Annotated in this window: 2 protein-coding genes; both read left to right on the top strand. The window is 71.8% G+C overall.

The features are described from left to right. The first annotated feature begins 15 nt into the window (after nucleotides 1-15). A complete protein-coding gene (locus ACIHFB_RS01605) occupies nucleotides 16-15639 on the top strand; it encodes a type I polyketide synthase (RefSeq protein WP_400124887.1) in 15624 nt (5207 codons plus the stop codon). 33 nt (nucleotides 15640-15672) lie between these two features. Beyond that, nucleotides 15673-26310 (top strand): SDR family NAD(P)-dependent oxidoreductase, encoded by a 10638-nt coding sequence (locus ACIHFB_RS01600; RefSeq protein ID WP_400124886.1) that lies wholly within the window; start codon nucleotides 15673-15675, stop codon nucleotides 26308-26310. Nucleotides 26311-26338 lie beyond the last annotated feature (28 nt).

Genomic DNA, 26338 nt, shown 5'->3' with positions numbered 1-26338 from the left:
AGGACTTGCGGGACCGTGCGCACCGACCTCATGAAGCCCCTTCCTGTCGTACTCCTGGAGAACGCGACCCGTTTCCCCGACAAAGTCGCGTTCGAGGACGACCGGCGAGCGGTCACCTACGGCGACCTCGAGGCACGTACCCGCAGACTGGCCGGACATCTGGCACACCTCGGCGTCGAGCACGGCGACCGCGTGGCCATCTGCCTCGGCAACACGGTGTCCACCGTGGAGAGTTACCTGGCGATCGTGCGCGCCGGCGGCATCGGCGTGCCACTCAACCCCGCCTCGGCGCCGGCCGAGCTGGAGTACCTCCTCGCCGACAGCGGCACCGCGCTGGTCATCACCGACCCCGCCAGGGCGGAGCGCCTCAGGGGCACGCCGGGTGTGGCGCCCGAGACCGTGCTGCTCGTGACCGGCGATGTTCCGGCGGGGGCGGAAGCACACTCGTACGACCGACTCGCCGACACCGAACCGCCCCTGCCCGCCAGGGACGATCTCGGCCTGGACGACCTGGCCTGGATGTTCTACACATCGGGGACCACCGGCCGGCCCAAGGGTGTCCTGTCGACGCAGCGCAACTGCCTCTGGTCCGTTGCCTCCTGCTACATACCGATTCCGGGCCTGACCGACCAGGACCGTGTGCTGTGGCCGCTGCCGCTCTTCCACAGCCTCTCGCACATCGCGTGTGTCCTGTCCGTCACCGTCGCAGGCGCCACCGCCCGGCTCGTGGACGGAAGCTCCGCCGAGGACGTCATGCGGGTCCTCCGCGAATCCGACTCGACCTTCCTGGCCGGCGTCCCCACCACTTACCACCACCTGGTGGCGGCCGCCCGGCACAGCGGCTTCTCCGCACCGAGCCTGCGTATCGGCCTGGTCGGCGGCGCGGTCACCGGGTCCGGCCTCCGCCGCGACTTCGAGGAGTCCTTCGGGGTCCCGCTGGTCGACGCCTACGGCAGCACCGAGACCTGCGGCGCCATCACCATCAACCCACCGGACGGCGCCGGGCCCGACGGTTCCTGCGGCCTGCCCGTACCGGGAGTCGAGGTCCGCATCGTCGACCCCACCACCGGAACCGACGTCCCCACGGGAGACGAGGGGGAGGTCTGGGTCAGCGGGCCGAACGTCATGGCCGGCTACCACAACAGCCCCGAGGCGACCTCCGAGGCGCTACGGGACGGCTGGTTCAGGACCGGAGATCTGGCCCGGCGCGACGGCGGCGGCTACTTCGCCATCTGCGGCCGGATCAAGGAACTCGTCATCCGCGGCGGCGAGAACATCCACCCCGAGGAAGTCGAGGCGGTCCTGCGCACCGTCGAGGGCGTCGCGGACGTGGCGGTCGCCGGCGCACCGCACGACACGCTCGGCGAAGTACCGGTCGCCTATGTGATCCCCGGCCCCGACGGGTTCGACCCCGCGACGCTGATCGACCGGTGCCGTGAGCGGCTCTCCGCCTACAAGGTGCCGGAACGGATCCACGAGGTCACGAGCCTCCCCCGGACCGCGTCGGGCAAGACCCAGCGACGCCTGCTGGCCGAGCAGCCGAGCCGTCTGCGGTACGAGGCGACGGTCGTCGGGACACCTGCCCCGCAGAGCGAGCCCGACGAGGCCGTCGCGGCCGGCCTGCGCGACCGGCTGTCCGCACTGGAAGAACCCGCACAGCACTCACTCCTCGAGGACCTGGTCCGCGCGCAGGCCGCCGAGGTGCTGAACCAGGCCGGGCCCGAACTGATCCCGGCCGACCGTGCGTTCCGCGACCTGGGCTTCACCTCGGTGGCCATCGTCGCCCTGCGGGGCCGGCTCACGGAGCGGACCGGACTGCGGCTGCCCACCACGATCGCCTTCGACCACCCCACCCCGGTGGCCCTCGCGGCCTTCCTGCGGTCCGAGCTCCTCGGAGACCCGAGGCCGGCACCGGCCACCGAGCCGGTCATGGCCGCCGACCCCGACGAGCCGATCGCCATCGTCTCCATGGCGTGCCGGCTGCCGGGCGGTGTCTCCACACCCGAGGAGCTGTGGCAGCTCGTCGTCGACGGCGTCGACGCCGTCTCCGACTTTCCCGATGACCGCGGCTGGGACCTGGAGAGCCTGTTCGACCCCGACCCGGAGCGTGCGGGGACCTCGTACACCGATCAGGGCGGCTTCTTGCAAGGGGCCGGCCTCTTCGACGCGGGCTTGTTCGGTATCTCGCCGCGTGAGGCGCTGGCGATGGACCCGCAGCAGCGTCTCCTCCTGGAGACCTCCTGGGAGGCGGTCGAGCGGGCGGGCATCGACCCGGTCTCGCTGAAGGGCGCCGACGTCGGCGTCTTCTCCGGGCTGTTCGGCCAGGGGTACGGGACCGGTGCGGTCACGCCGGAGCTGGAGGGCTTTGCGAGCACGGGGCTGGCGGCGAGTGTGGCGTCGGGCCGGGTGTCGTACGTCTTCGGCTTCGAGGGCCCTGCGGTGTCGGTGGACACGGCGTGTTCGTCGTCGCTGGTGGCGATGCATCTGGCCGCGCAGGCGTTGCGGCAGGGCGAGTGCTCGATGGCGCTCGCCGGCGGCGTGGCGGTGATGGGGACCCCCGACAACTTCGTGGAGTTCTCCCGCCAACGGGCCCTGTCTGCCGACGGCCGGTGCAAGGCGTTCTCCTCGACGGCCGACGGGACGGGCTGGTCCGAGGGTGTGGGTGTCGTGGTTCTGGAGCGTCTGTCGGTGGCGCGGGAGCGCGGGCACAAAGTGCTGGCCGTGTTGCGCGGCAGTGCGGTGAATCAGGACGGCGCCTCCAATGGCCTGACGGCCCCGAACGGTCCCTCGCAACAGCGGGTGATCCGGCGGGCCTTGGCCAGCGCGGGGCTTTCCCCTGCGGACGTGGATGTGGTGGAAGCCCACGGGACGGGGACGGCCCTGGGCGATCCGATCGAGGCGCAGGCGCTCTTGGCGACGTACGGCCGGGACCGTGAACAGCCTTTGTGGCTGGGCTCGTTGAAGTCGAACATCGGGCATACGCAGGCTGCCGCGGGTGTCGCTGGTGTGATCAAGATGGTGCAGGCGCTGCGGCATGAGGTGCTTCCGGCGACGTTGCATGTGGATGAGCCGACGACGCAGGTGGACTGGTCTGCGGGTGCGGTGGAGTTGTTGACGGAGGCGCGGGAGTGGCCGCGTGGTGAGCGTCCGCGCCGGGCTGGTGTGTCTTCGTTCGGGGCCAGTGGGACGAACGCCCATCTGATTCTGGAGGAGGCGCCGGAGGACGAGGCAAGCCAGTGGCCGGTGTCCGGTGGTGTGGTGCCGTTGGTGGTGTCGGCGCGGAGCGAGGCCTCGCTGGCCGGGCAGGGCGCGCGGCTGGCGGCGTTCGTCGAAGGCGGGAGCGTGCCTCTTGCTTCGGCGGCCGGTGCGCTTGTCTCTGGTCGGGCGCTGCTGAGTGAGCGTGCCGTGATCGTGGCCGAGTCCGGTGAGGAAGCGGTTGCCGGGTTGCAGGCGTTGGCGCGGGGTGAGAGTGCGCCGGGCGTGGTGGTGGGTGGGTCCGAGGTGCCGGGCAAGGTGGTGTGGGTGTTCCCGGGCCAGGGCTCGCAATGGGCGGGTATGGGCCGGGAGTTGCTTGATTCGTCGCCGGTGTTCGCGGAGCGGATCGCGGAGTGTGCGGCGGCTCTGGAGCCGTGGATCGACTGGTCGCTCATCGACGTACTGCGGGGCGAGACCGACCTCTTGGAGCGGGTTGATGTCCTCCAGCCCGCGAGCTTTGCGGTCATGGTGGGGCTTGCCGCTGTCTGGTCGTCGGTCGGGGTACGGCCCCATGCGGTGCTCGGGCACTCGCAGGGTGAGATCGCTGCCGCGTGCGTGTCGGGTGCGCTGTCTCTCGAAGACGCGGCACGGGTCGTGGCCTTGCGCAGTCAGGCGATTGCTTCGCAGTTGGCCGGGCGTGGCGGTATGGCGTCCGTGGCGCTGAACGAGGACGAGGCAGTCACCAAGCTGGAGCGCTGGGCGGATCGGGTCGAGATTGCGGCGGTCAACGGGCCGTCCTCGGTGGTGATCGCCGGTGATGCCGAGGCCTTGGACGAGGCGCTCGAAGCACTCTCTGGCGACGGTGTTCGGGTGCGTCGGGTGGCCGTGGACTACGCCTCGCACACCCGGCACGTGGAAGACATCCGCGACACCCTCGCCGAAAAGCTGGACGGCATCATTGCCCAGGCGCCGGCGCTCCCCTTCTACTCGACCGTCACCGGTGAATGGATACACGACGCCGGGGTCCTGGACGGTGGCTACTGGTACCGCAACCTCCGCAGTCAGGTCGGCTTCGGTCCGGCCGTGGCCGAGTTGATCCGCCAGGGCCACGGCGTGTTCGTCGAGGTCAGTGCGCATCCGGTGCTGGTCCAGCCGATCACCGAGATCGTCTACGACACCCCGGACGCGGTGGTCACCGGTTCGCTGCGTCGTGAAGACGGTGGTCTGCGGCGGCTGTTGGCCTCGATGGCCGAACTGTTCGTGCGCGGCATACCCGTGGACTGGGCCCGGATGCTGCCCGCCGGAATCGGCTCGGCAGGCGTCGATCTGCCGACGTACGCCTTCGACCACCAGCACTACTGGCTGAAGGCGACCGGGACCGCCATCGACGCGACCTCCCTCGGACTCGTCGGAGCTGACCACCCACTCCTCGGTGCGGTCGTCAGCATGCCGAACTCGGGCGGCCTCATGGCCACGTCGAAGTGGTCGCTCAGGACGCACCCCTGGCTCGCGGACCACCTCCGGTCCGACGTCGTCGTCGTGCCGAGCGCCGCTCTGGTCGAGCTGTCCATCCGGCTCGGCGACCTGGCCTCCGCCCCCGTCCTCGACGAACTGACCGTCGACACACCCGTGGTGCTGCCGCAACAAGGCAGCCGCAGCATCCAGGTCGTCGTCGGCGAGCCCGACGACGAGACGCGGCGGCGAACCGTGGATATCTACTCCCGAGCCGCGGACGCTCCGTTGGACGCGGAATGGACACGCCACGCGCACGGCACGCTGACGCCCGCCGGCCGTGAGACGCCCGTGGCCGCCGGGCTGGACACCGACATCACCGAAGTCACCCTGGACGGTGCCGCTCTCCGTGACGCGGGCCGCTACGGGGTGCACCCGGCACTCCTCGACGCCGCCGTCCGCACGGCCGTGCCGAGCGACATGCTCCCGTCCGTGTGGACCGGTGTGTCCCTCCTCGCGTCGGGGGCCGCCGCGCTGCATGTACGCCAGGGCGGGGCATCGACCGAGGGCACATGTCTGCTGTTGACCGATCCGACGGGGCAGCCCGTCATGACAGTGGAGAGCGTTCGAGGGACACCGTTCACACCGTTCTCTCCCGAACAGGCGGGGATCACCGGCGCTCTGCCGCACGACTCCCTGTTCCGGGTCGACTGGACGGAACTGCCGCTTCCTGCCGTGGACCGCTCCCTCGACATGGTGTCCGTCGTGAGTGGCGAGGACGTCGCGGCCGTGGCCGGGGCGGACGGGCGTGCACCCGAGGTCCTGCTGTACGACGCCCAGGCCGTGCCCACGGAAGGCGGCCCCCGCGCGGGTGTCGGTGCGGTCCTTGCCGTGCTCCAGTCGTGGCTGGCGGAACCCGCGTTGGAGGAAACCCGGCTGGCCGTGGTCACCGGGGATTGCGACGGGCTCGACGCGGCCGCGGTGTGGGGTCTGGTGCGCTCGGCGCAGTCGGAGCACCCGGGCCGGATCGTCCTCGTGGACCTCGACGACGACGCACGGTCCGCGTTGCCGCTCGTGGTCCTGAGCGGCGAACCTCAGTTGAGGGTGCGCGGCCATGTCGCCCAGGTGCCTCGCCTGGTCAGGGTGCCCGTCGCGCTTCCCGAGGCCGGGTCGCATTCGCGCCCGCTCGACACCGAAGGCACCGTGCTCGTCACGGGCGGCACCGGAACGCTGGGTGCGCTGACGGCGCGGCACCTGGTCACCGAGCACGGTGTCCGCCATCTGGTCCTGGCCAGCAGGCGCGGCGACGCCCCGGAACTGCACGACGAGCTCACCGCGCTGGGCGCTTCCGTCACCATCGTCGCCTGCGACATCTCGGACCGGGACCGGCTGGAGGCCCTGCTGCGGGAGATACCGGCCGAGCATCCGCTGACGGCTGTCGTGCACACCGCGGGAGTCCTGGACGACGGGGTGCTCACCGAGCTGACCCCGGATCGTGTCGACACCGTACTGCGGCCCAAGGCGGACGCGGCGCTGCATCTGCACGAGCTCACCCGGGACCTGGACCTCGCCGCGTTCGTGCTGTTCTCCTCGGCGGCGGGCGTCCTCGGCAACCCCGGACAGGCCAACTACGCCGCAGCCAACGCCTGTCTGGACGCCCTCGCACGACAGCGGCACCGGCTCGGTCTGCCGGCCGTGTCCCTCGCCTGGGGCTACTGGTCGACGGTCAGCGCCATGACCGAGCACCTGGGCGCCGCGGATCTACGACGCAACCAGCGCATCGGCATGGGCGGCCTCACCGCCGCCGAGGGAATGGCCCTCCTGGACGCCGCCCTGGCCACCGAAACGGGCACGGACGGCACGCTGGTGGCGGCGAAGTTCGATGTGCCGGCCCTGCGCGCGGCGGCGGCCGACGGCCCCCTGCCGGCGCTGCTGCGGGGTCTCGCACCGGCGACACGGCCGGTGGCCCGGACCGCCGCCCCGTCCGGCCCCGGTTCCCTGGCGGAGCGTCTCGCCGGTCTCGGCGACACCGAGCAGACCGAGGCGCTGGTCGCCCTGGTGCTGCGCCACGCCGCCGAGGTACTGGGACACGGCTCCGTGGACGCCGTCCGCGCCGACCGGACGTTCAAGGACGCCGGCTTCGACTCGCTGACCGCGGTGGAACTGCGCAACCGGCTTGTCGCCGCGACAGGGCTCACCCTCTCCCCGGCGATGATCTTCGACTATCCGAAGCCGACACTGCTCGCCGGGTATCTGCGCACCAAGCTCTTCGGCGCCACGGCGCAGCGTACGGCCGCTCCTGTCGCCCCCGCCGCCTCCGGGACGACTGACGAGCCGATCGCGATCGTGGCGATGGCGTGCCGCTTCCCCGCCGGGGTGCACAGCCCGGAGGACCTCTGGCGCGTCGTCGCCGACGGCGTCGACGCCGTCACCGAGTTCCCCGACGACCGCGGCTGGGACACGGACCGGCTCTTCGACCCGGACCCCGACCACGCCGGCACCACCTACGTGCGTCACGGCGCCTTCCTCGATGACGCAGCCGGATTCGACGCCGCATTCTTCGGCATCTCACCGAACGAGGCGCTGGCGATGGACCCGCAGCAGCGCCTGCTGCTCGAGACGTCCTGGGAGGCCCTCGAACGGGCCGCGATCGACCCGACGACACTGGCCGGACAGGACATCGGCGTGTTCGTCGGCGTCAACAGCCACGACTACAGCGTGCGCATGCACCAGGCGTCCGGCGTCGAGGGATTCCGTCTCACCGGCGGTTCGGGCAGCGTCACCTCCGGCCGTATCGCCTACCAACTGGGTTTCGAGGGCCCCGCCGTCACGGTCGACACGGCCTGCTCCTCCTCCCTGGTGGCCCTGCATCTGGCCGCGCAGGCGCTCAACCGCGGCGAGTGCACCATGGCCCTGGCCGGCGGTGTGATGGTGATGGGCACGGTGGAGACGTTCGTCGAGTTCTCCCGGCAGCGCGGCCTTGCGCCCGACGGTCGGTGCAAGGCGTTCGCGGACGGCGCGGACGGCACCGGCTGGTCCGAGGGTGCGGGGCTGCTCCTGGTGGAGCGGCTCTCGGACGCCCGCCGCCGAGGCCATCGCGTCCTCGCCGTGGTCCGCGGGTCGGCCGTGAACCAGGACGGGGCGTCGAACGGCCTGACCGCGCCGAACGGCCCCTCGCAGCAGCGCGTGATCCGCAAGGCCCTGGCCCACGCCGGTCTGCGGAGCTCGGACGTGGACGCCGTGGAGGCACACGGCACGGGCACGACGCTCGGCGACCCGATCGAGGCGGAGGCGCTGCTGGCGACGTACGGCCAGGACCGGTCGGCCGACCGGCCGCTGTGGCTGGGCTCGGTGAAGTCGAACATCGGGCACACCCAGGCCGCGGCGGGTGTCGCCGGTGTGATCAAGATGGTCATGGCGATGCGGCACGGTGTGCTGCCCCGGACACTGCACGTGGACCGGCCGTCGGCCAACGTCGACTGGTCGGCGGGCGCGGTGGAGCTGCTGACCGAGGCCCGCGACTGGGCGCGGGGCGGCCGGCCGCGCCGGGCCGGAGTGTCCTCCTTCGGCATCGGCGGCACCAACGCGCACGTCATCATCGAAGAAGCCCCCGACCAGCCGGTGCCCACCCCGTCGGACACCCCCACACCCGTGCTGATGCCCGTCCCGGTGTCCGCGCGGACACCGGCCGGACTGCGCGGCCAGGCCGACCGGCTCGCCCGCTTCCTCGACGAGCGGCCCGACATACCTCTCCCCGCGATCGCGCACGCGCTCGCCACCGAGCGTGCCCAACTCGACCACCGCGCCGTCGTCCTGGCATCCGACCGGCAACAGCTCCGCGCCGACCTCACCGCCTTCGGAGAGGGGACAGCGAGCCCCGCGGTCGTCACCGGCACCCCGACCGCGGGCAAACTGGCCGTCCTCTTCACCGGCCAGGGCAGCCAGTGGGCCGGCATGGGCCGCGAACTCGCCGATACGTTCCCGGTCTTCCGGGACGCCTTCGCCGCCGCGTGCGCCGCCGTGGACGGACACCTGCGCGGACACGCGGCACGTCCGCTGCGCGATGTCGTCCTCGCGGCACCCGGATCGCCCGACAGCGAACTGCTCGACCGCACCATGTACACCCAGGGCGCCCTGTTCGCCCTGGAGACCGCGCTGTTCCGGCTCTTGGAGTCCTGGGGGATACGACCGGACCTCCTCGCCGGGCACTCGATCGGTGAGATCACCGCAGCGCACGTGGCCGGAGTATGGGACCTGGACGCCGCCGCCCGGGTCGTCGCCGCCCGCGGACGCCTCATGCAGGCCCTCCCGGCCGGCGGCGCCATGGCCGCCGTAGAAGCAACCGAAGACGAGGTCGGCCCGCTCCTGCGCGGACAGGCCGTCATCGCGGCCGTCAACGGACCCACCTCCGTCGTCATCTCCGGCGACGACGAATCCGTCGAGGCGGTCCTTTCCGAACTGGCCGGGCGGAAGACCAAGCGGCTGACCGTCAGCCACGCCTTCCACTCACCCCTGATGGAGCCCATGCTCGACGAGTTCCGGCAGGTCCTGGAGTCCGTCGAGTACGCCACACCCGTCATACCGATCGTCTCCACCCTGAACGGAGAACACGCCCGGGACGGACAGCTGGCCACCCCCGCCTACTGGGTCGACCAGGCACGGAACGCGGTGCGGTTCGGCGATGCCCTCACCACGCTGGGCGAACAGGGCGCCACCACCTTCCTCGAACTGGGCCCCGGCGGCGCCCTCGCCGCCATGGCACTCGGCGCGTCCGGCGCCCGGGAGGACGGCTGCATCGCCACGCTCCGCAAGGACGGCACCGAGCCCGCCGGAGTCCTGACGGCGCTCGCGGAACTGCACGTACGCGGAGTGGCCGTGGACTGGACGGCCGTCCTCGAACGGCCGGCCACCATGACGGGCACCGAGCTGCCCACCTATGCGTTCCAGCACCAGCGGTACTGGGTCGAGACCGATGCCACGCCGGCCGGCGGCGCGGAAGCCCTCGGCGCCGTCAGCGCCGAGCACCCGCTGCTCGGCACCGTCATCGACATACCCGGCGACAGTGCCACCACCGGCGTCCTCCTCACCGGACGCCTCTCGCCGCGCAGCCGCGGCCTGCTCGGAACCACCCGGGTCCCGGCCGCCGCCCTCCTGGAGATGATCGTCAGGGCCGGCGACGAGGTGGAGTGCGCAGGCCTCGAACAGATCGTCGTCGATACGCCGTTGACGGTCCCGGAGCACGGCCACGCCCAGATACGGGTCTCGGTCGACGGCCCGGACCCGGACGGCCGCCGCCACGCCACCGTCCACGGCCGCATCCTCGGCCCGGAGCAAGGCCCTTGGACGTGCCACGCCCGCGCCGTCCTCGTCCCCGGAATGCCACAGCCCGCCTTCGACCTGCGGACCTGGCCCCTGCCCGCGGACACTGCGGCATCCCCGCCCGGCACGTACCCCGTCTGGCAACAGGCCGGACAGACCTTCGCCGAGATCGAGCTGCCGGACGAACTGGCCGACGAAGCAGCCGAGTTCACACTGCACCCCGTACTCCTCGACACCGCGCTGCGCGTCCTGGGAGACGGAGCCGAGCCGCGCGACCTGTCCGAGTGCGGGGCCCTGGCGGTGTACGCACAGGGCGCCACGGCGCTGCGCGTGCGGGTCACCCCCACCGAGGGTGGACGTCACCTCGTCGAGCTCGCCGACCGGACCGGCGAACCCGTTGCCGCACTGGGCCCGTTGCGCCTGGACACCGTGCACGGACAGCACGATGCCGAGCCCGCGCAGCCCCACGCACCGGCGTCGGTGCCCGTGCCCGCCCGGCGCGTGGCGGCGCGGAACGCGGGGGCGGACGGAGCCTTCGCCGAACGGCTGGCCGGGCTCCTGGCCGAGGAACAGCAGCGCGTGGTGATGGACCTGGTCAAGGAAAGCACCGCGGTCGTGCTCGGCCACCGGGACCCGGACGCGCTCGACTTCGACCCGCAACAGTCCTTCAAGAGCCTCGGCTTCGACTCACTCGGCGCGGTCAAACTCCGCAACCGGCTGCACGACTTCACCGGCGCCGACCTGCCCGCCACGCTCGTCTTCGACTACCCCACGCCTCGCACGCTGGTCGGCCACCTCTTGGCCGAACTGCTCGGCGAGCAGCCGGCGGTGTCCGCCCCGGCAACCGCCACGGCCTCCGACGAGCCGATCGCGATCGTCGCCATGAGCACGCGGCTGCCGGGCGGAGCCGACAGCCCCGAGGAACTGTGGAACCTCGTGATGGAGCGGCGGGACGCGGTGTCCGGCTTCCCGCTCGACCGTGACTGGGACCTCGACGGCCTCTACCACCCGGACCCGGACCACCCCGGCACCAGCTACACCCGCTCGGGCGGATTCCTGCACGAGGCCGCGCAGTTCGACGCCGCGCTGTTCGGGATCTCCCCGCGTGAGGCGCTGGCGATGGACCCGCAGCAGCGCCTCCTCCTGGAGACGTCCTGGGAGGCACTGGAACGGGCCGGCATCGACCCCCAGTCCACCCGGGGCAGCGACATCGGCGTCTTCACCGGGATCGTCCACCACGACTATGTGACCCGACTCCACCAGGTGCCCGAAGACGCCCAGGGCTACCTCATGACCGGTACGGCGGCGAGCGTGGCGTCGGGCCGGGTGTCGTATGTCTTCGGCTTCGAGGGGCCGGCCGTCACCGTCGACACGGCCTGCTCGTCGTCCCTGGTGGCCATGCATCTCGCCGCGCAGTCGCTGCGGCAGGGCGAGTGCTCGATGGCGCTCGCCGGTGGCGCGACGGTCATGGCCAGTCCGGACGCCTTCCTGGAGTTCTCGCGCCAGCGCGGCCTGTCCGCCGACGGCCGGTGCAAGGCGTTCTCCTCGACGGCCGACGGGACGGGCTGGTCCGAGGGTGTGGGTGTCGTGGTTCTGGAGCGTCTGTCGGTGGCGCGGGAGCGCGGGCACAAAGTGCTGGCCGTGCTGCGGGGCAGTGCGGTGAATCAGGACGGCGCGTCCAATGGCCTGACGGCCCCGAACGGTCCCTCGCAACAGCGGGTGATCCGGCGGGCCTTGGCCAGCGCGGGGCTTTCCCCCGCGGATGTGGATGCGGTGGAAGCCCACGGGACGGGGACGGCCCTGGGCGATCCGATCGAGGCGCAGGCGCTCTTGGCGACGTACGGCCGGGACCGTGAACAGCCTTTGTGGCTGGGCTCGTTGAAGTCGAACATCGGGCATACGCAGGCTGCCGCGGGTGTCGCTGGTGTGATCAAGATGGTGCAGGCGCTGCGGCATGAGGTGCTTCCGGCGACGTTGCATGTGGATGAGCCGACGACGCAGGTGGACTGGTCTGCGGGTGCGGTGGAGTTGCTGACGCAGCCGCGGGAGTGGCCGCGTGGTGAGCGTCCGCGCCGGGCCGGTGTGTCTTCGTTCGGGGCCAGTGGGACCAATGCCCACCTGATTCTGGAGGAGGCACCCGAGGAGGTGGCTCCTCAACTGCCGGTGTCCGGTGGTGTGGTGCCGTTGGTGGTGTCGGCGCGCGGTACGGGTTCGCTGGCGGGGCAGGGCGGGCGGCTGGCGGCGTTCGTCGAAGGCGGGAGCGTGCCTCTTGCTTCGGTGGCCGGGGCGCTTGTCTCTGGTCGGGCGCTGCTGAGTGAGCGTGCCGTGATCGTGGCCGAGTCCGGTGAGGAAGCGGTTGCCGGGTTGCAGGCGTTGGCGCGGGGTGAGAGTGCGCCGGGCGTGGTGGTGGGTGGGTCCGAGGTGCCGGGCAAGGTGGTGTGGGTGTTCCCGGGGCAGGGCTCGCAATGGGTGGGTATGGGCCGGGAGTTGCTTGATTCGTCGCCGGTGTTCGCGGAGCGGATCGCGGAGTGTGCTGCGGCTCTGGAGCCGTGGATCGACTGGTCACTCATCGACGTACTGCGGGGCGAGACCGATCTCTTGGAGCGGGTTGATGTCCTCCAGCCCGCGAGCTTCGCGGTGATGGTGGGTCTTGCCGCTGTCTGGTCCTCGGTCGGCGTACGGCCCCATGCGGTGCTCGGGCACTCGCAGGGTGAGATCGCGGCCGCGTGCGTGTCCGGTGCGCTGTCCCTCGAAGACGCGGCACGGGTCGTGGCGTTGCGCAGCCAGGCCATCGCGGGGCAGTTGGCCGGTCGGGGCGGTATGGCCTCCGTCGCCTTGAGCGAGGACGCAGCCATCGGACGCCTTGGGCGTTGGGCGGATCGGGTCGAGGTCGCGGCGGTCAACGGGCCGTCCTCGGTGGTGATCGCCGGTGATGCCGAGGCCCTGGACGAAGCGCTCGAAGCACTCTCTGGCGACGGTGTTCGGGTGCGTCGGGTGGCCGTGGACTACGCCTCGCACACCCGGCACGTCGAGGACCTCCGCGACAGCCTCGCCGAAACGCTGGCGGACGTGAGCGCTCAGGCGCCGACGCTCCCCTTCTACTCCACCGTCACCGGCGAATGGATACACGACGCCGGGGTCCTGGACGGTGGCTACTGGTACCGCAACCTCCGCAGTCAGGTCGGCTTCGGTCCGGCCGTGGCCGAGCTGATCCGCCAGGGCCACGGCGTGTTCGTCGAGGTCAGTGCGCATCCGGTGCTGGTCCAGCCGATCACCGAGATCGTCTATGACACCCCGGACGCGGTGGTCACCGGTTCGCTGCGTCGTGAAGACGGTGGTCCGCGGCGGCTGTTGGCCTCGATGGCCGAACTGTTCGTGCGCGGCATACCCGTGGACTGGGCCCGGATGCTGCCCGCCGGAATCGACTCGGCAGGCGTCGATCTGCCGACGTACGCCTTCGATCACCAGCGCTACTGGCTTCAGGAGGCGGAAGCGGCCGGCGATACCGACCAGGTCGCCGAAGGCGCGGACTCCGACTTCTGGGAGGCGGTCGAGCACTCCGATCTGGACTCCCTCACCGGGCTCCTGGAGACGGCGTCGGCCGACGAGCGGAGTGCGCTGAGTACGGTCGTGCCCGTCCTCGCGCAGTGGCGCGGCAAGCGGCGTGAGCAGTCGACCGCGGAGAAGCTGCGCTATCACGTCACCTGGCAGCCCATGGAGCGCGAAGCCGCCGGTGTGCCGAGCGGGCGCTGGCTGGTCGTCGTACCGTCCGAGCGTCCGGACGACACCGCGATCGACGCTCTCCTGGAGGAGTTGACCGGCCAGGGGCTCGACCTGGTCCTGCTAGAGGCCGGTGAGTCCGACCGGACCCGGGACCGGCTCGCCGAGCGGCTGACCGGGGTGACGGCCGAACACGATGTGACCGGCGTGCTGTCCCTGCTCGCCCTGGACCAGCAGACGGCGGGCGGCCCGCAGGACCCCCTCTCCATCACGGCGTCGACGCTCGCGCTGATCCAGGCCCTGGCGGACGGCAACGTCACCCGGCCTCTGTGGTGCCTGACCAGAGGCGCGGTGAACATCGGCATCCACGACACGCTCACCTCTCCGGCCCAGGCGGCGCTGTGGGGGCTCGGCCGGGCCGCCGCGCTCGAACGCCTCGACCGATGGGGCGGCTTGGTCGACCTGCCGGCCAAGACGGACGCGCGCACGGCCCAGTACCTGCTCGGAGTGCTGAACGGCGCGGCCGGTGAGGACCAGCTCGCGGTCCGGCGGTCGGGCGTGTACTGCCGGCGTCTGGTCCGCAAGCCCGTGCCGGAGACGACGGCCGGCGACGGCCGCAAGCAGACTCGGGGCACCGTCCTGGTGACCGGTGGCGCCGAGGGGCTCGGCAGGCACGCCGCGGTCCGGCTCGCACTCGCGGGCGCCGACCGACTAGTCGTCACCACCACCGCGCACGCACCCGATGAGGCCGTGCCGGATCTGCGTGCCGAGTTGGCCGGGCTCGGCGTCGGTACGACGGTCGAGTCGTGCGCGGACGCGGACCGGGACGCGATCACACGCCTGGTGGCCGCGGCGGAGCAGCCGCTGACCGCCGTGGTGCACGCCGCCGACATCACACAGACCAGCTCCATCGACGACACCGGCGTGGCCGATCTCGCCGAGGTGTTCGCGGCCAAGGTGGACACCGCCGTATGGCTGGACGAGCAGTTCGAGGACACGCCGCTCGACGCGTTCGTGGTGTTCTCCTCGATCGCCGGTGTGTGGGGCGGCGGCGGTCAGGGACCGTCCGCGGCGGCCAACGCCGTCCTGGACGCCCTGGTCGAGTGGCGCCGCGCCCGGGGGCTGAAGGCGACGTCGATCGCCTGGGGTGCGCTCGACCAGATCGGCGTGGGCACCGACGAGGCGGCCCTCGCCCAACTCCGCCGCCGCGGCGTCCTGCCCATGGCACCCCAGCTGGCGGTGACGGCGATGGAACAGGCGGTGCAGGGCAACGAGAAGTCCGTGACGGTGGCCGACATGGACTGGGGTGCCTTCATCCCCGCGTTCACCTCGGTCCGCACCAGCCCCCTGTTCGCCGATCTGCCCGAGGCGAAGGCGGTGCTTCAGGCCGCCCAGCGCGACAGCGACAACAGCAGCGCCGCCGCATCCCTCGCGGACTCCCTGCGGGCGGTCTCGGACACCGAACAGAACCGCATTCTGCTCCGCCTGGTGCGCAGCCATGCCTCTACGGTTCTCGGCCACGGCGGTGCGGAGGGCATCGGTCCACGCCAGGCGTTCCAGGAGGTCGGCTTCGACTCGCTGGCCGCCGTGAACCTGCGCAACAGCCTCGGCGCGGCCACCGGACTGCGGCTGCCCGCGACGCTGATCTTCGACTACCCCACCCCCGAGGCGCTCGTCGGCTATCTGCGCGCCGAGCTGCTGACGGAGGCCGACGACGGCTCGGACGTGCGTGAGGACGACCTCAGGCAGGTCCTGGCATCCGTTCCGTTCGCCCGGTTCAAGGAGGCCGGAGTCCTGGAGACCCTCCTCGGTCTCGCCGACGACAACGGCGACGACGGCGACGACGGCGTTGCCCCGGACGCTGATGAGCCGGATGCCGCCGACACCGAGGAACTGATCGACGCAATGGACGTTGCCGATCTGGTGCAACGGGCTTTGGGCAAGACGAGCTGACCACCGATGGTGAACGAATCGTGGAGGATGGTTATGTCCGCGCCGGACAAGCAGGTCGTCGAGGCACTGCGGGCCTCGCTGAAGGAGAACGCCCGGCTTCAGCAGGAGAACAGCGAACTCGCGGCCGCAGCCACGGAGCCCATCGCGATCGTCTCCCTGGCCTGCCGGTACGCCGGCGGCATCCGCAGCCCCGAGGACCTGTGGCGGGTGGTGTCCGAGGGCGCCGACGTCTACACGTCCTTCCCCGAGGACCGGGGCTGGGACCTCGAGGGCCTGTACCACCCGGACCCCGACAACCCCGGTACGACGTATGTGCGCGAGGGCGCCTTCCTGCATGAGGCGGGCCAGTTCGACGCCGCGTTCTTCGGTATCTCGCCCCGCGAGGCACTGGCCATGGACCCCCAGCAGCGGCAGCTGCTCGAAGTGTCCTGGGAGGCCCTCGAACGGGCCGGCATCGACCCCCACTCGGTGCGCGGCAGCGATGTCGGGGTGTTCGCCGGCATGGTGCACCAGGACTACGCCCCCGACCTCAGCGGCTACGAGGACTTCCTCAGCCTGGAGCGCGCCCTCGGCACCGCGGGCGGCGTCGCCTCCGGACGCGTCGCCTACACCCTCGGCCTCGAAGGCCCCGCCGTCACCGTCGACACCATGTGCTCCTCCTCGCTGGTGGCGCTGCATCTCGCCGCGCAGGCGCTGCGCCGCGGAGAGTGCTCGATGGCGCTCGTGGGCGGCTCCACGGTGATGGCGACGCCGGGTGGTTTCGTCGGCTTCGCACGGCAGCGGGCCCTCGCCTTCGACGGGCGTTGCAAGTCCTACGCCGCCGGGGCCGACGGCTCCAGCTGGGCCGAGGGCGTGGGTGTGCTCCTCCTGGAGCGGCTGTCGGTGGCGCAGGAGCGCGGCCACCAGGTCCTCGCGCTGATCCGCGGCAGCGCCGTGAACCAGGACGGCGCGTCCAACGGTCTGACCGCACCGAACGGCCCCGCGCAACAGCGGGTGATCCGCAAGGCCCTGGCCGGCGCCGGGCTCTCCCCGTCCGACGTGGACACGGTGGAGGGCCACGGCACGGGCACGGTCCTCGGCGACCCGATCGAGGCGCAGGCACTGCTCGCCACGTACGGACAGGGACGGGACCCGGAGAATCCGCTCTGGCTCGGCTCGGTCAAGTCCGTCATCGGGCACACCCAGGCCGCGTCCGGCGTGGCCGGTGTCATCAAGACCGTGCAGGCACTGCGGCACGGGATACTCCCGGCGACCCTGCACGTGGACGCGCCGACCCCCCAGGTGGACTGGTCGGCGGGCGCGGTGCAGCTGCTGACGGAGACACGGGAGTGGCCGAGCAACGGCCGTCCGCGCCGGGCCGGAGTGTCCTCGTTCGGAGCCAGCGGGACGAACGCGCACCTGATCCTGGAGGAAGCGCCCGCCCGGGAGCCACAGCAGCCGCCGGAGGCCGGTGGAGTGGTGCCGTTGGTGGTCTCGGCGGAAACCCCCGCCTCCCTGGCCGCCCAGGCCGAACGCCTCGCGTCGTTCGTGGAGTCCGGTGCCGGCGGAGCGTCGCTGACGGACGTCGCCGGCGCGCTGGTGACGGGCCGAGCGGTGCTGGGTGAGCGTGCGGTGGTGGTGGCCGGCTCGGACGAGGAGGCGCTGGCCGGACTGCACGCACTCGCACGAGGTGAGAGCGCGGCCGGTGTCGTCTCCGGTTCGGGGACGCCGGGCAAGGTCGTGTGGGTGTTCCCGGGCCAGGGTTCCCAATGGGCCGGTATGGGACGGGAGTTGCTCGACGAGTCGCCGGTCTTCGCGGAGCGGATATCGGAGTGCGCGACCGCCCTCGAACGCTGGGTGGACTGGTCGCTCATCGACGTGCTGCGCGGCGACGCCGAGCCGGAGCTGCTGGAGCGGGTCGACGTCGTGCAGCCGGCGAGCTTCGCCGTGATGGTCGGCCTGGCCGCCGTCTGGGCGTCCCTGGGAGTCGAGCCCGACGCGGTGGTCGGCCACTCGCAGGGCGAGATCGCGGCAGCGTGCGTGTCCGGTGCGCTGTCGCTCGACGACGCGGCGCGCGTCGTGGCATTGCGCAGCCAGGCGATCGCCGGGCAGCTGGCAGGGCGCGGCGGCATGGCCTCGGTCGCGTTGAGCGAGGACGAGGCCGTCGCGCGGCTGGAGCGCTGGGCGGACCGGGTCGAGATCGCGGCGGTGAACGGCCCGTCCTCAGTGGTGATCGCCGGGGACGCCCAGGCGCTGGACGAGGCCCTGGACACCCTGGAGGACCAGGGCGTACGGGTGCGGCGGGTGGCGGTGGACTACGCCTCGCACACCCGGCACGTGGAGCAGATCCGCGACACCCTCGCCGACGCACTGGCCGGGATCAGCGCCCAGGCGCCGACGATCCCCTTCTACTCGACCGTCACGAACGGCTGGGTCGAGGAAGACGGCATCCTCGACGGTGGCTACTGGTACCGGAACCTGCGCAGCCAGGTCGGATTCGGCCCGGCCGTGGCCGAGTTGATCGGCCAGGGACACGGCGCCTTCGTGGAGATCAGCGCCCATCCGGTGCTGGTCCAGCCCATCACCGAGATCGTCGACGACACCGCCGGCGCGGTCGTGACCGGCTCGCTGCGCCGCCAGGAAGGCGGACTGCGCCGCCTGACGGCCTCGATGGCCGAGCTGTTCGTGCGCGGTGTGCCCGTGGACTGGACCGGGGTGCTGCCCGCCGGAGCCACGTCGGCGCATGTGGACCTGCCGACGTACGCCTTCGACCAGCAGCACTACTGGATTCGGATGGGCGGCTCGGCCATGGACTCGGCGTCGCTCGGCCTGGCCGGCGCTGATCACCCCCTCCTCGGCGCGGTGGTGCAACTGCCCCAGTCCGACGGGCTGGTGTTCACCTCACGCCTGTCACTGCAATCGCACCCCTGGCTCGCGGGGCACGCGATCGGCGGCGTCGTCATCGTCCCCGGCACGGTGTACGTCGACCTCGCCGTCCGGGCCGGCGACGAGTTCGGCTACGGCGTCCTCGAAGAGCTCGTGATCGAGGCGCCGTTGGTGCTGCCCGAGCGCGGCGGAGTGCGTGTCCAGGTCGCGGTGAGCGGACCGGGCGCGACCGGCTCGCGCACCGTGGACGTGTACTCCCTGCGCGAGGACGCCGCCGGCGAGGGCGGCACGGACGGATGGACACGCCACGCCACCGGACTGCTGTCGGCACCGGCGCCCGGCCGGCCGGCCGACGTCGACTTCACCGCGTGGCCGCCGCCGGGTGCCCAGTCCGTCGACGTCGAGAACTTCTACGGCGACCTGGTCGAGCGCGGCTACGCCTACGGTCCCGCGTTCCAGGGCATGCGGGCCGTGTGGCGGCGTGGCGACGAGGTCTTCGCCGAGGTCGCCCTGCCCGAGGAACAGCGCGAGGAAGCAGGCAGGTTCGGCATCCACCCGGCGCTCCTCGACGCCGCCCTCCACACGAACGCCTTCGCCAACCCGGACGACGACCGCAAGGTGCTGCCGTTCGCCTGGAACGGGCTGGTGCTGCATGCCGCGGGCGCCTCGGCGCTACGGGTGCGGGTCGCGCCCTGCGGCCCGGACGCGCTGTCGTTCCACGCCGCGGACGAGACCGGTGGCCTGGTGGTGACGATGGACTCGCTGGTGTCCCTGCCGGTCTCCGCCGACCAGCTGGACGCCGCGGCTGCGGACGGGAGCCGCGACGCGCTGTTCGGCGTGGAGTGGACCGAGCTGCCCTCGGCACAGGGGGCGGAGCCCTCGTGGATACCGGTGGCCACCGCGGACGAGGTAGCGGCACTGGAAGCCCCGGCGGTGGCGGTCCTGGAGGCGGTCGGCGGCGAGGACGACGTACTCGCCCTGACGTCCCGGGTGCTGGGTGTCGTGCAGGCGTGGCTGGCCACGGACGGCCCGGAGCAGTCGCGCCTCGTCGTGGCCACCCGGGGTGCGGTGCCCGCCGGCGACGGCGTGGTGACGGACCCGGCCGGTGCGGCCGTATGGGGCCTGGTGCGCGCTGCGCAGGCCGAGAGCCCGGACCGGATCGTCCTCCTCGACACCGACCCGGCCGCTCCGGATTCCGGTGACGGACCGGCAGCCGTACTCGGCGCGGTCCTCGCCTGCGACGAGCCGCAGATCGCTGTGCGCGGGACCACCCTCTCCGCGCCCCGGCTCGCCCGCGTCACCGGCCAAGTCCCCGATGATCCCGGGGTGTTCGTGCCGGAGGGAACGGTGCTGGTCACCGGCGGCACCGGGTCCCTGGGCGGCCTCGTGGCCCGGCATCTCGTCACGCGCTACGGCGTACGACACCTCGTCCTGGCCGGACGTCGTGGCCCGGACACCGAGGGCGTGCAGGAGCTGGTCGCCGAACTCACCGAGCAGGGCGCGGCCGTCTCGGTGGTGGCCTGTGACGTCTCCCGGCGGAGCGAGGTCGAGACGCTGCTGGCATCCATATCGGACGCACACCCGCTGACCGGCGTGGTGCACCTGGCCGGTGTGCTGGACGACGGAGTGATCGCGACACTCACCCCGGAGCGCCTCGCCGCGGTGTTCGCGCCCAAGGTGGACGCGGTACGCCACCTCGACGAACTGACCCGGGACCTGAACCTCGACGCCTTCGTCGTGTTCTCGTCAGCCGCCGCCCTCATGGGATCTGCCGGTCAGGGCAACTACGCGGCCGCCAACGCGTTCCTCGACGGACTGATGGCCGGGCGTCGCGCGGCGGGCCTGCCCGGACTGTCCCTGGCCTGGGGCCTGTGGGAGCAGAGCACCGGACTGACCGCCCACCTCAGCGCCGTCGACCAGGCCCGGATGAGCCGCGGCGGCGTCCTCGCGCTGACACCGGCCGAAGGCCTGCACATCTTCGACCTCGGCCTGCACATGGGCCAGGCACTCCTCGTGCCGATCAAGCTGGACCTGCGGACGCTGCGCACCCAGGCCGAGACCGGCGGGGGAGTCCCGCACCTACTGCGCGGCCTGGTACGCGCCGGCCGGCGCACGGCGCGGGCGGCCGCCGGAGACAGCAGCGCCCTGGTCCGCCGGCTCGCCGGCCTGCCCCAGGACGAGCAGGAGAGCCTCCTGCTGTCCGTCGTCCAGGCCGAAGCGGGCGCCGTACTCGGCTTCAGCGGCCCCGAACTGGCGCAGGGCACCCGGGGATTCAACGACATCGGCTTCGACTCCCTGACCGCCGTCGAACTGCGCAACCGGCTGAGTGCGGCGACCGGCGTGAAACTCCCCGCCACGCTGATCTTCGACTACCCGACCCCGGCGGCCCTGGCCCGCCATCTGCGCGAGGAACTCGGCGACACGGCCGTGGCAGGCGTGCCCGGCGCGGCCCCGGCCGCCGTCGTGGATCCCGACGAGCCGATCGCGATCGTGGGGATGTCGTGCCGGCTGCCCGGTGGGGTGACGGGCCCCGAGGACCTGTGGCGGATGGTGCGCGAGGGCCGCGAGGGCATGTCCGACTTCCCCGACGACCGCGGCTGGAACCTGGACAGCCTCTTCGACACCGACCCCGACAAGTCCGGCACGTCGTACACCGCCAAGGGCGGCTTCCTGGAAGGAGCCGGCCTCTTCGACGCGGGCTTCTTCGGTATCTCGCCGCGCGAGGCACTGGCGATGGACCCGCAGCAGCGCCTCCTCCTCGAAGCCACCTGGGAGGCCCTGGAGCGGGTGGGCGTCGACCCGACCGCGGCCCGGGGCGACAACATCGGCGTGTTCTCCGGCGTCTCCATCCACGACTACGTCGAGTCCCTGACCCACCTGCCCCCGGAACTCGAAGGCTTCGCCACGACCGCCACCGCCGGCAGCGTGGCGTCTGGCCGTGTCTCGTACGTCTTCGGCTTCGAGGGCCCTGCCGTCACCGTGGACACGGCGTGCTCCTCGTCGCTGGTGGCGATGCATCTCGCCGCGCAGGCGCTGCGGCAGGGCGAGTGCTCGATGGCGCTCGCCGGCGGCGTCGCGGTGATGGGATCGCCGATCGGCGTGCTCGGCATGTCGCGTCAGCGGGGCCTGGCAGGCGACGGCCGCTGCAAGGCGTACGCGGACGGCGCCGACGGCACGGTGCTCTCCGAGGGCGTGGGCCTGGTCGTACTGGAGCGTCTGTCGGTGGCACGGGAGCGCGGGCACCAGGTGCTGGCGGTGCTGCGGGGCAGCGCGGTGAACCAGGACGGTGCCTCCAATGGTCTGACGGCCCCGAACGGTCCCTCGCAACAGCGGGTGATCCGGCGGGCCTTGGCCAGCGCGGGGCTTTCCCCTGCGGACGTGGATGTGGTGGAGGGCCATGGCACGGGTACGGTCCTCGGCGATCCGATCGAGGCGCAGGCGCTGCTGGCCGCGTATGGCCGGGACCGCGAACAGCCGCTGTGGCTGGGCTCGTTGAAGTCGAACATCGGACACACTCAGGCCGCCGCGGGTGTGGCCGGTGTGATCAAGATGGTGGAGGCGCTGCGGCATGGCGTGCTGCCTCCGACACTGCACGCGGAGCAGCCCACCACTCAGGTGGACTGGTCGGACGGTGCCATCGAGCTGCTGACGGAGGCGCGGGAGTGGTCGCGCGGCGGCCGTCCGCGTCGGGCGGGGGTCTCCTCGTTCGGGATCAGTGGGACGAATGCGCATCTGATTCTGGAGGAGGCGCCCGCCGAGGCGGCAGAGCAGCCGGTGGTGTCCGGTGGTGTGGTGCCGTTGGTGGTGTCGGCGCGGAGTGAGGGGTCGCTGGCGGGGCAGGCCGGGCGGCTTGCGGCGTTCGTCGAAGGCGGCGAGGTGTCGCTTTCCTCGGTGGCCGGGGCGTTGGTGTCGAGTCGGGCGCTGCTGAGTGAGCGTGCGGTGATCGTGGCTGACTCGGAGGAGGAGGCGCTCGCCGGGCTGAACGCGCTCGCGCGGGGTGAGAGCGCGCCCGGGGTCGCGGTCGGCAGTGTCGGCTCGGTGCCGCCCGGCAAGGTGGTGTGGGTGTTCCCGGGGCAGGGTTCCCAATGGGTCGGCATGGGGCGGGAGTTGCTCGATTCGTCGCCGGTGTTCGCGGAGCGGATCGCGGAGTGTGCGGCTGCCCTTGAGCCGTGGATCGACTGGTCGCTCATCGACGTACTGCGGGGTGACGCCGCTCCGGAGCTCTGGGAGCGGGTGGATGTCGTTCAGCCCGCGAGCTTTGCGGTGATGGTCGGGCTGGCGGCGGTGTGGTCTTCGGTGGGTGTGCTGCCGGATGCGGTGCTGGGTCACTCGCAGGGTGAGATTGCTGCCGCGTGTGTGTCGGGTGCGCTGTCTCTCGAAGACGCGGCGCGGGTGGTGGCGTTGCGCAGTCAGGCGATTGCTTCGCAGCTGGCCGGGCGGGGTGGCATGGCCTCGGTCGCGCTGAGCGAGAGCGAGGCAGTCGCGCGCATAGAGCGGTGGGCGGATCGGGTCGAGCTGGCGGCGGTCAACGGGCCGTCCTCGGTGGTGATCGCCGGTGACGCCGAGGCGCTGGACGAGGCGCTGGATGCCTTGTCCGGTCAGGGTGTTCGGGTGCGGCGGGTAGCGGTGGACTACGCCTCGCACACCCGGCATGTGGAGGCCATCCGCGACACCCTCGCCGAGGCCCTGTCCGGCATCGATGCCCAGGCGCCGCTGGTGCCCTTCTACTCGACCGTCACGAGCGGCTGGGTGGAGGACGCGGGGGTCCTGGACGGCGACTACTGGTACCGCAATCTGCGGGGCCAGGTGGGCTTCGGCCCCGCGGTGACCGACCTCCTCAGCCAGGGCCACGGCGTGTTCGTGGAGGTCAGTTCGCACCCGGTGCTGGTCCAGCCGATCACCGAGATCGTCGACGACACCGCGGATGCGGTGGTGAGCGGTTCGCTACGCCGTGAAGAGGGCGGCCTGCGGCGGCTGTTTACGTCGATGGCCGAGCTGTTCGTGCGCGGTGTCCCCGTGGACTGGACCGGCGTGCTGCCGTCTGCCGGGATCGGCGTGGAGCTGCCGACGTACGCCTTCGACCACCAGCACTACTGGTTGGAGACGGCGCCGGCGAGCACCGACGCGGCGTCCCTGGGACAGGTTGCGGCCGATCACCCGCTGCTCGGTGCGGTGGTGCAACTGCCGCACTCCGACGGGCTGTTGTTCACTTCACGCCTCTCGCTGAAGTCGCACCCCTGGCTCGCCGATCACGCGGTCGGTGGTTCGGTGCTCGTCCCGGGTACCGGACTGGTCGAGCTGGCTGTCCGTGCCGGTGACGAGGCTGGCTGTGGCGTCCTCGCAGAGCTGGTGATCGAGGCGCCGTTGGTGATGCCCGAGCAGGGTGGCGTACGAGTTCAGGTCGCCGTCGGCGCACCGGACGAGAGCGGCTCGCGCAGCGTGGAGATCTACTCCCAGCGTGAGGACGAGGCCTGGACGCGCCACGCCGCGGGTCTCCTGTCGGCGTCGCCCGCGGCCCGTGCGGGGGAGTTCGACTTCGCCGCCTGGCCGCCGCCCGGCGCGCGGCCCGTCGAAGTCGGCGACATCTACCCCGGTCTGGTCGAGCGCGGCTATGAGTACGGCCCGGCGTTCCAGGGCCTGCGTGCGGTGTGGCGGCGCGGCGAGGAGGTCTTCGCCGAGGTCGCCCTGCCCGAGGAACAGCGCAAGGACGCCCTGAAGTTCGGCATCCACCCCGCACTGCTCGACGCCGCCCTGCACGCCCACACGTTCACCGAGGCGACGGAAGACGGCGACACGGTGCGCCAGCCGCTCGACTGGAACGGCCTGGAGCTGCATGCCGCAGGAGCCTCGGCGCTGCGAGTACGGCTGCTGCCCAGCGGGTCCGGTGCCCTGTCGCTGGAGGCGGCGGACGAGACCGGTGGCCTGGTGGTGTCGGCGGACTCGCTGGTGCTGCGGGAGCTGTCCACCCAGCAGCTTCAGACGGCGGCCGTCGATTCGTTGTTCCAGGTGGACTGGATCGGGTTGCCTCCGGTGCTGGGGGTGGAGCCCTCGTGGGTGCCGGTTGCCACGGCGGTTGAGGTGGCGGCCCTGGATGCTCCGGCGGTGGCGGTCTTGGAGGCGGTCGGTGGTGAGGACACCGTACTGGCCCTGACGTCTCGGGTGTTGGGAGTGGTGCAGGGGTGGCTGGCTGCGGACGGTCTTGAGGAGTCCCGGCTTGTGGTGGCGACTCGGGGTGCGGTGCCCGCCGGTGATGGTGTGGTGTCGGATCCGGCTGGGGCGGCGGTGTGGGGTCTGGTGCGTGCGGCGCAGGCGGAGAACCCGGACCGGATCATCCTGATCGATATGGATCCGGCCGCCGGTGACGGTGTGGTGCCGGTGTTGGGTGCGGTGCTGGCGGGTGGTGAGCCGCAGGTCGCGGTGCGTGGTGCGACGTTGTCGGCGCCGAGGCTCGCTCGTGTCTCCGGTCAGGTCCCGGACGCCGACGCGGTGTTCGGCCCGGACGGGACGGTTCTCATCACGGGCGGTACCGGATCGCTCGGAGCCCTGCTGGCACGGCACCTGGTCAGCCGATACGGCGTACGCCACCTTGTCCTCGCCAGTCGGCGTGGGCCGGATGCCGAGGGTGCGCAGGAACTGGTCGCCGAACTCACCGAGCAGGGCGCGGCCGTCTCGGTCGTGGCCTGCGATGTCTCCGAGCGCGACCAGGCACAGGCCCTGCTGGCCTCGCTGCCGGACCTGCGGGGTGTGGTGCACACCGCGGGCGTCCTGGACGCCGGAGTGATCGGAACACTCACTCCGGACCGCCTGGCGCGGGTGTTCGCGCCGAAGGTGGATGCCGTACGTCATCTCGACGAGCTCACTCGCGGCCTGGATCTGGATGCGTTCGTCGTCTACTCCTCCGTGTCGGCCGTGTTCATGGGTGCGGGCAGCGGGAGTTACGCGGCGGCCAACGCCTTCCTGGACGGTCTGATGGCGGCCCGGCGGGCGGCGGGTCTGCCCGGGCTCTCGCTGGCCTGGGGTCTGTGGGAGCAGACCAGCGGCATGGCGGCCAACACCGACGATCTCACCCGGTCCCGGATGAACCGGCGCGGCGGCCTCCAGGCGATGCCACTTGCGGAGGGCATGGAGCTGTTCCACGCCGCGGTGGGGTCCGACCAGTCGCTGCTTGTGCCCGCAAAGCTGGATCTGCGAGGAGTGCGGGCCGACGCCGCGGCAGGCGGGGAAGTGCCGCACATGCTGCGCGGCCTGGTCCGCGCAGGCCGGCAGCTTGCGCAGACGGGTTCCGCCCGGGACGGCGAGCTGATCCGGCGCCTTGCCGGACTCCCCGCCGCGGAGCAGGAGAAGGCCCTCGTCGACCTGGTGCGCGCCCAGGCCTCGATCGTGCTCGGCCATGCCGGACCGCACGGGGTACGGGCGGACACGGCGTTCAAGGACACCGGATTCGACTCGCTGACATCCGTGGAACTGCGCAACCGGCTGCGTGAAGCGACGGGTCTGAAACTCCCCGCCACCTTGGTCTTCGACTATCCGAACCCGCAGACGGTTGGCCGCTATCTGCACAGCGAATTGATCCCGGACGGCGGCGCGGCCGTTCCGGACGTGGACGAGGAACGACTGCGGCACGCACTCGTGTCGCTCCCGCTGGCCCGGTTCCGGGCCGCCGGATTGATGGATGCCCTGGTCAAGCTGGTCGCCCTCGAAGACAGCGAACCGGCGACCGGCGCACTGGACGACGCCGATGAAGAGATGACGATCGCCGAGCTGAACGTCGACGACCTCGTACACATGGCGCTCGGCGACAACTGATCCTTCGAAATCGCTGAATGATTGGGGA

It is taken from the genome of Streptomyces sp. NPDC051963 (genome assembly GCF_044593495.1).
GTDB lineage: Bacteria > Actinomycetota > Actinomycetes > Streptomycetales > Streptomycetaceae > Streptomyces.
This window is presented reverse-complemented; position numbering and strand designations above follow the sequence as displayed.